Annotated in this window: 5 protein-coding genes; 3 read left to right on the forward strand and 2 right to left on the reverse strand. The window is 48.0% G+C overall.

The window, feature by feature from the left end; all coding sequences use genetic code 11:
- Nucleotides 1-79: 79 nt before the first annotated feature.
- Both VIM87_RS30175 and VIM87_RS30180 read right to left on the reverse strand, forming a co-directional pair.
- The gene (locus VIM87_RS30175; RefSeq protein ID WP_332000578.1) at nucleotides 80-505 is read right to left on the reverse strand and encodes an SRPBCC domain-containing protein; all 426 of its coding nucleotides are present in this window, start codon (nucleotides 503-505) and stop codon (nucleotides 80-82) included.
- A gap of 22 nt (nucleotides 506-527) precedes the next feature.
- Nucleotides 528-1712 (reverse strand): MFS transporter, encoded by a 1185-nt coding sequence (locus tag VIM87_RS30180; protein WP_332000579.1) that lies wholly within the window; start codon nucleotides 1710-1712, stop codon nucleotides 528-530.
- A gap of 120 nt (nucleotides 1713-1832) precedes the next feature.
- On the opposite strand from VIM87_RS30180, the gene VIM87_RS30185 reads away from it, so the two are divergent.
- The 3 genes from VIM87_RS30185 to VIM87_RS30195 all read left to right on the forward strand — a co-directional run.
- Complete coding sequence (locus tag VIM87_RS30185; protein WP_332000580.1) at nucleotides 1833-2822, forward strand: GlxA family transcriptional regulator; 990 nt, start codon at nucleotides 1833-1835, stop codon at nucleotides 2820-2822.
- 118 nt (nucleotides 2823-2940) lie between these two features.
- On the forward strand, nucleotides 2941-5355 hold the full coding sequence (locus VIM87_RS30190) for an ABC transporter permease (protein ID WP_332000581.1): 2415 nt from the start codon (nucleotides 2941-2943) through the stop codon (nucleotides 5353-5355).
- A 478-nt stretch (nucleotides 5356-5833) separates the two neighbouring features.
- Nucleotides 5834-6767 (forward strand): tetratricopeptide repeat protein (locus VIM87_RS30195; protein WP_332000582.1); only part of this gene is annotated, 934 nt, incomplete at its 3' end.

The following is a 6767-nucleotide window of genomic DNA, read 5'->3' on the forward strand; positions in this document are numbered from 1 at the left end:
TAACAACGGTTCGATTCCGTTCGTGCTCTCTATGGAAGGTTGCCAGAGATGGTAATGGCGCAGTCCCTCGCCACCCTCATCACCCCTGATCCGGATAAGGCATTCCCTTACCCGTTTCACACAACAGCCGCAGGCTTCTCAGAAAAAGGGCCCAGTCATAGCTGCAGACGGCAAACTCACGTGTATATGCTTTCCAGCCATAATGATGCAGGAACAACACAGTGCCTCTTTCAACCGGCTGTAATTCAAATGTAATTGTAGTGCCGATCCATTCCTCATAAGCTTTCACGCAAAGCCATTCTACCTTGCTGAATGGTTCAAGGTTAGTGATCTTCATTTCCTTGAAGTAATCCGGGCCAAAAGCAAACCGCGCAATGCTGCCGGTTTCGGGTTTTGCTTTTGTTTCAGGCGTCCACCATGCGGAGAGGCCTTCTTCCTGGGTTAATGCATTATAAACGGTTTCAGGTGCGGCTTTAATTAAGAGCCTGTGACAAATACTTTTCATAACAAATTGTTTATTGAGTTAACTACGCGGCTATAGCGGTTCCTTTTTCTTTTGCAAATGTTGCTGTTCCGGCAGCACGCTTTTTTATGAATACAAAACTAAAGGCCAGGGCTGCCAGCAGGCACAGGATGCTCATCCAAACAACATTCTGTATCCCGAAACGCGTGATCACCAATCCACCCAGGAAAGAGCCCAGGGCAAAGCCTGCATTCCCGAAAGATACCATCAGGCTGGTGGCCAGCTCCGGCGCCTCAGGCGCTTCGGCTGAAATACGTGTCTGGCATATCAGGAAGCCGCCGGTATGGATAAGTCCCCAGAGTGTAACAATAGCGGTAACCGGAATAAACATGCCGCCGAAAAAGTAAGCCAGCATATGCACGCCAATAAGCGCAACAATGAACAGACGCGTGGTAAGCATTACATTTTTACTTAGTAAAATACCGGCCAGCCAGTTACCTGCAACGCTGGCGCCGCCGAATAAAAGCAGCATAAGACTGATCTCCTTACCATTCATCAGGGAAACTTTCGACAGGAATGCCGCCAGGTAGCCATAAGTAGAGAACATGCCGGCAATCATGATAATGGTGGCTAAAAGATTTACCCATAGCTGCGGGTTAGCCAGTGACCTTACCTGGCTGCGCTGTGTGTGCTTTTCTGTTACAGGCATGGATGGAATATAGGTTACCAGCATGGCCAGCGCCAGCAGGTTAATGATGCCTGCAGTAATAAAAGCTGCATGCCAGTTCACGAGGTCGGCAATATAGGTAGTAAGCGGTACGCCCAATACTGTACCCACACTAATGGCGCCCATAACCGCTGCTACCGCTTTAGGCACATCTTTGGGCGCTACCTGCCGTGAAGCCGTTGCAATGGCAACCGACCAGAATACAGGATGCAGCAAAGCCGGTACAATGCGCGCAATCATCAGCAGGGTAAAATTGGGTGAAAGGGCTGAAACAATATTAGAGAGCACAAAAACAGACAGCGCACCTGTCATCAGCCACTTGCGGTTGATCCTGGAGGTTAGCAATACCGTAAAAGGACCGGTGACCGCAATGGTAAGCGCAAACCCGCTTAGCAGCCAACCTGCAGTATCTATAGAGATCTGAAATGCTTTTGCCAGTACAGGTAAAATGCCAATTACGCTGAACTCTGTGGTAATGATGCCAAAACCACCCAGTGCTAAAATGAAAATTGACCTTTTCATAAAATGTGTTTTGCTTGTAACACAAAGCTAATTTCCATAAACCACTTTGAGGGGTAGGGTATTGGACAATATGATGGGTTGATCAGGACAGCACAAATGGGTAACTTTAAAATAAAAACGATGAAACATCTTACAATAATAGTCCCTGACGGGCAGTGCACTTTAAGCAGTGTGGCCTGTATAGTTGGCGCATTTGAAATGTTTGCATCCGCCAATGAATACTGGAAAGAAAATGGTAAAGATGATCTGTTTAAGATTGAGCTGGGTGGCGTTTCAGATCAGGGAGAGTTTCACAATGGTATGATGACACTGAATAATGTGTCGCCTGTTTCAACCATCCCGCATACCGATCTTATCCTTATTCCATCCCTGGTGCACGATTTTCAAAAAATTGCAGCTGGGAATAAATTACTGGCAGACTGGGTGGCAAAGCAATACAGGAACGGGGCAGAGGTTGCCAGCATGTGCACCGGCGCCTATATGCTGGCATCAGCCGGTTTGCTGGATGGGAAAACATGCTCCACGCATTGGCGCACAGCCAATAATTTCAGGAGCTTATTTCCCAATGTGATCTTAAAGGAAGAGAACCTGATCACAGATGAAAATGGCATTTATACTAACGGCGGCGGCTACTCTTTTTTGAACCTGGCCATTTACCTGGTGGAAAAATATTACGACCGGCAGACCGCCATTTATTGTTCTAAAATAATGCAGGTTGAAATAGACCGGCAAAGTCAATCAGCCTTCATCATATTTACAGGACAGAAGCTGCATGGCGATGAAATAGTGAAACAGGCGCAGTCGTACATTGAAAGCAACCTGGATGAAAAGATCTCAGTGGAGGAGCTGTCGTCCAGGTTAGCGGTTGGCCGGCGGAACTTTGACCGCAGGTTTGTGAAAGCTACCGGCAATACGCCTATTGAATACGCGCAGCGGGTAAAGATCGAGTGGGCAAAAAAAGCATTTGAAAATACCCGCAAAACAATCAATGAAGTGATGTATGAAGTGGGGTATTCCGACCTGAAAGCCTTCCGCGAAGTTTTCCGCAAAATTACGGGGATGTCGCCGCTGGAATACAAGAGCAAATACAATAAGGAGGCGGTGGTTTAAATGTTCGGTTCCGGACAGCCATCGTTCAGTTCCGGACGGGCGTGAAACGCTAAAGGCCGCTACCACTGCATGTTATAGGATGGCAGCATTCTTGTATTGGTGGGAAAAACCACAAAGCATGCTCAAAAGCTACTTCAAAATTGCCTGGAGGAACCTATCCAAACAAAGAATGTATTCTTTCATTAAAATAGGCGGATTTGCTTTGGGGATTGCCGCCTGTTTGCTGATCGCATTGTATATCAGGCATGAGCTTAGCTATGATCTTCAATATCCTCAGGCAGATCGCATTTACCGGGTTGTGGTTGACTGGCATATGCCTAATAGCAGGAATGCTTATTTACCCGCTCCGCTTGCAGGCGCTTTAAAAAAGGACTATCCTGAAGTGGAAAAGACAGGCCGCCTTTTAGCTTACGAGCTTTTTGGCGCCGGCAGCGCCCAGGTGAGGCGTTCGGATAAAGTTGAAAATAACTTTGAAGAAGGCCTGATCTTCGCCGACCAGGAGCTATTGGATATACTGCAGATCCCCTTTATTTACGGCGATCCTGCACATGCGCTTGACAAGCCCAATACCATTGTAATAACAAAACGTAAAGCAGATAAATACTTCCCTAATGAGGATCCTGTTGGTAAATCGCTCATATTAAATGATAATAACGGTAAGCCTTATGAAATAGGCGGGGTGATAGCTGATTTTCCATCAAACTCCCACCTGCAGTGTGATTTCATATCCACGCTGAAAGGAGTGGAGCTTTGGCAGGGGGAGCAAACAAACTGGCTGGCTAACAACTATGAAACATATATTTTGCTGCGTCCGGGAGCAGATGCTGCGAAATTCCAGGCAAAATTTGCCGATATAAAAAGCAAGTACCTAATGACAAATGCCCGGGGCAGTACGCGGATAGCTGAAATATTTGAGAAAGTGACCTTTGCGATACAGTCATTGAAAGATATTCACCTGAGATCTGAAGGCATCGATGATGGACTGCACCACGGCGATATACGCCTGGTATGGCTGTTTGGCGCTGTTGCCTGCTTTATTCTTATTATAGCCTGCATCAACTTTATCAATCTTTCTACTGCCAGGTCGGCCAACAGGGCCAAGGAAGTGGGGCTCAGGAAAACTATCGGCTCTGACCGTGCCGGCCTGGTCCGGCAGTTCCTCAGTGAATCTACCTTATTCAGCTTTCTTTCTTTTGTACTGGGAATTGGCCTGGCCTGGCTGCTGTTACCTTATTTTAATTCGCTCTCGGGCCAGTCGTTGCAATTCCCCTGGACTGCCTGGTGGCTGGCGCCATTGCTGATTGTTTCAGCGATGGTAGTGGGCGTACTGGCCGGTTTGTATCCTTCCTTGTATCTTTCTTCCTTTCAGCCTATTCATGCGCTCAAAGGAAATATTGGCCGTGGAAGCCGGCGTTCCAATATGCGCAGCGCACTGGTTGTTTTCCAGTTTACCGTATCCATCGCCCTTATTGTAGGCACCTTTGTTATTTACCGCCAGGTAAGATATATTCTCGATAAAAAAGTTGGGTTTGATAAGGAACAGGTGATGATGATACAAGGCGCCAATGTACTAGCGGACAGGGCGCCCGCATTTAAAAAAGCGCTGTTGCAATTACCGGGTGTAAAGCATGTTAGTGTCAGCGATTACCTGCCTGTTTCGGGCACTAAAAGAAATGATAACCTGTTTTCTGAAGAAGGGAAACTACAGGAAAATCTGCCGGTTTCGGGCCAGTTATGGGTAGTGGATCATGATTATGTTAAAACAATGAGCATGCATATCCTGGCGGGCAGGGACTTTTCCGTTGACCTGCCGACGGATTCACAGGCCGTGATCATCAATCAAACGATGGCAAAGCAGCTGGGATTGAAAGATCCCGTTGGCAAGCGTATTACTAATACCGACAGAACCTGGACCGTTATTGGCGTGGTGGAAGATTTTCATTTTGAATCGCTGCGGGAAAATATCAGGCCGCTTTGCCTGGCCATAGGGAATGGCCCTTCCATTATTTCTGTTAAAATGCATACGGCTGATATGCGCCGCTTTATTTCATCCGTTACATCGGTATGGAATGCGTTTGCGCCCCATCAGCCTATCCGGTATTCGTTCCTGGATCAACGTTTTGCCCGCATGTATGCGGATTTGGAGCGTACCGGCCGGATCTTCAGCAACTTTGCCGTACTGGCCATTATTGTGGCCTGTTTGGGCCTGCTTGGGCTCTCTGCTTTTATGGCGGAACAGCGTACAAAGGAAATAGGGGTGAGGAAAGTGCTGGGCGCCAGTGTGGGTAATGTAGTGGCGCTGCTTTCAAAAGATTTTATCCGGTTAGCGCTGATCGCTATTGTGATAGCCTCGCCCTTAGCCTGGTACGTGATGCAGCAGTGGCTGAATAATTTTGCTTACCATATTAATGTGGAATGGTGGGTGTTTATATTGGCTGGTTTGATCGTGACGGTTATTACGCTTTTAACGGTATCGTTTCAGTCGGTGAAAGCAGCGCTTATGAACCCGGTGCAATCATTGAGATCGGAGTGAATTAGTTCATTTCATTTTTATTATGCCTTGCGTGTAATCTTTTTTTAACATACAAGTGATCAAACTTTCGTTAATCGGGGCTTCATTGGATTGCCTTTTGCCTGCAGGTTAAAAACAAACTGCGCCTGGCTGTTTAGGGCATTGATGGGGCGTTGGAGGGCGTAGCGGCTTTGAAGGGCTATGGGGCGGCATCAAGCGGGGCACGCCAGCCAAGGTTTGTTTTTAATCCTGCAGGCGGGCAGGAACTTCTCTGGGGCAAGTATTAGATGTGTGTAGCCCACAAGTATTTTTGTTTTTAGTTCCGCAGGAAGCGGTTGCTATCGCAGGCCGGTATTAAACGTGTGTAGTCTGTAAGTAGCCTTATTTTTAACCTGCAATAAACCGGCGCTCATTAAACAGGAGTTAATTTCCCATCCTAATCCTCTCCCTAATCCCATCCCTTAACAATAAGATAATATTCAAGCCTTTCCTTTGCAGCATGAATCGTGCTCTCATCATTATATTACTTTTATCCCTGACAATTTCCGCCGCTGCCCAGGAGCTTACACTGAAGCTTCGCCGTTTTGAGCAAAGCGACGATTACCAGCAGCCGCCCCAGGATTCCGCTTTCCTGGCGCTGCAGGCTGCTTACAATAAAGCTGTTGAGAGGAAGGATGCATTTGCCGCTGCCGGCTATTTGCAGCAAATGGGCCGCGCCTGTTTTCACCTGGGGCATTACCCCCAGGCGCTGGACTATCACCTGCAGGCCGGGGAAATATTCAGAAGCGAAGGTAAACAGGAGCAGCTGGCCAATAACCTGAACGACCTGGGCATCCTTTATTACTATAACCGCCAGCGGGGCCTTGCACATCAGCAATACCAGGAAGCCTTATCCATTTACAGCCAATTACGCAACCCCGCCGGCATGGCCGTGACCCTGGGGAAAATAGGCCACCTGTATGAAAAGCAGCAGCGGTACGACAGCGCCTTTTACTTTCAGCGGCAGGCCTTAGCCCAATACCGGCAGCTGGATGATAAACAGGGCATTGCCAAAATTTATGAGAACATCGGCAGCATTTATGAAGACCTGGCCCGCTATGATTCCGCCCATTACTACTTTCAGCAGGCGCTCACATTAGATGAGCAAACTGCCGACGATATTGCCCGTATAGAAGTGCTCAACAACCTGGGCGATGTGCTGCGCAAAACCGGCCGTTACCGCGAGGGGCTGCAGCTTACCCGCCAGGCCCTGGCCTTAGCCCTGCAAACCAATGAGCAATACCAGCTAAGCGGGGCGTATAAAGACCTGGGTAAATCCTACAACCTGCTGGGCATGAACGATAGCGCCTATTATTACCTGGAGCTGAGCCGTCAGCATTTACTGGACATCTACTCGCGCGAAAGCGGTAAACAGGTAGCCCCGCTGCAAACCA

Origin of the sequence: Chitinophaga sp., assembly GCF_036569125.1 — a bacterium.
Classification (GTDB): Bacteria; Bacteroidota; Bacteroidia; order Chitinophagales; family Chitinophagaceae; genus Chitinophaga.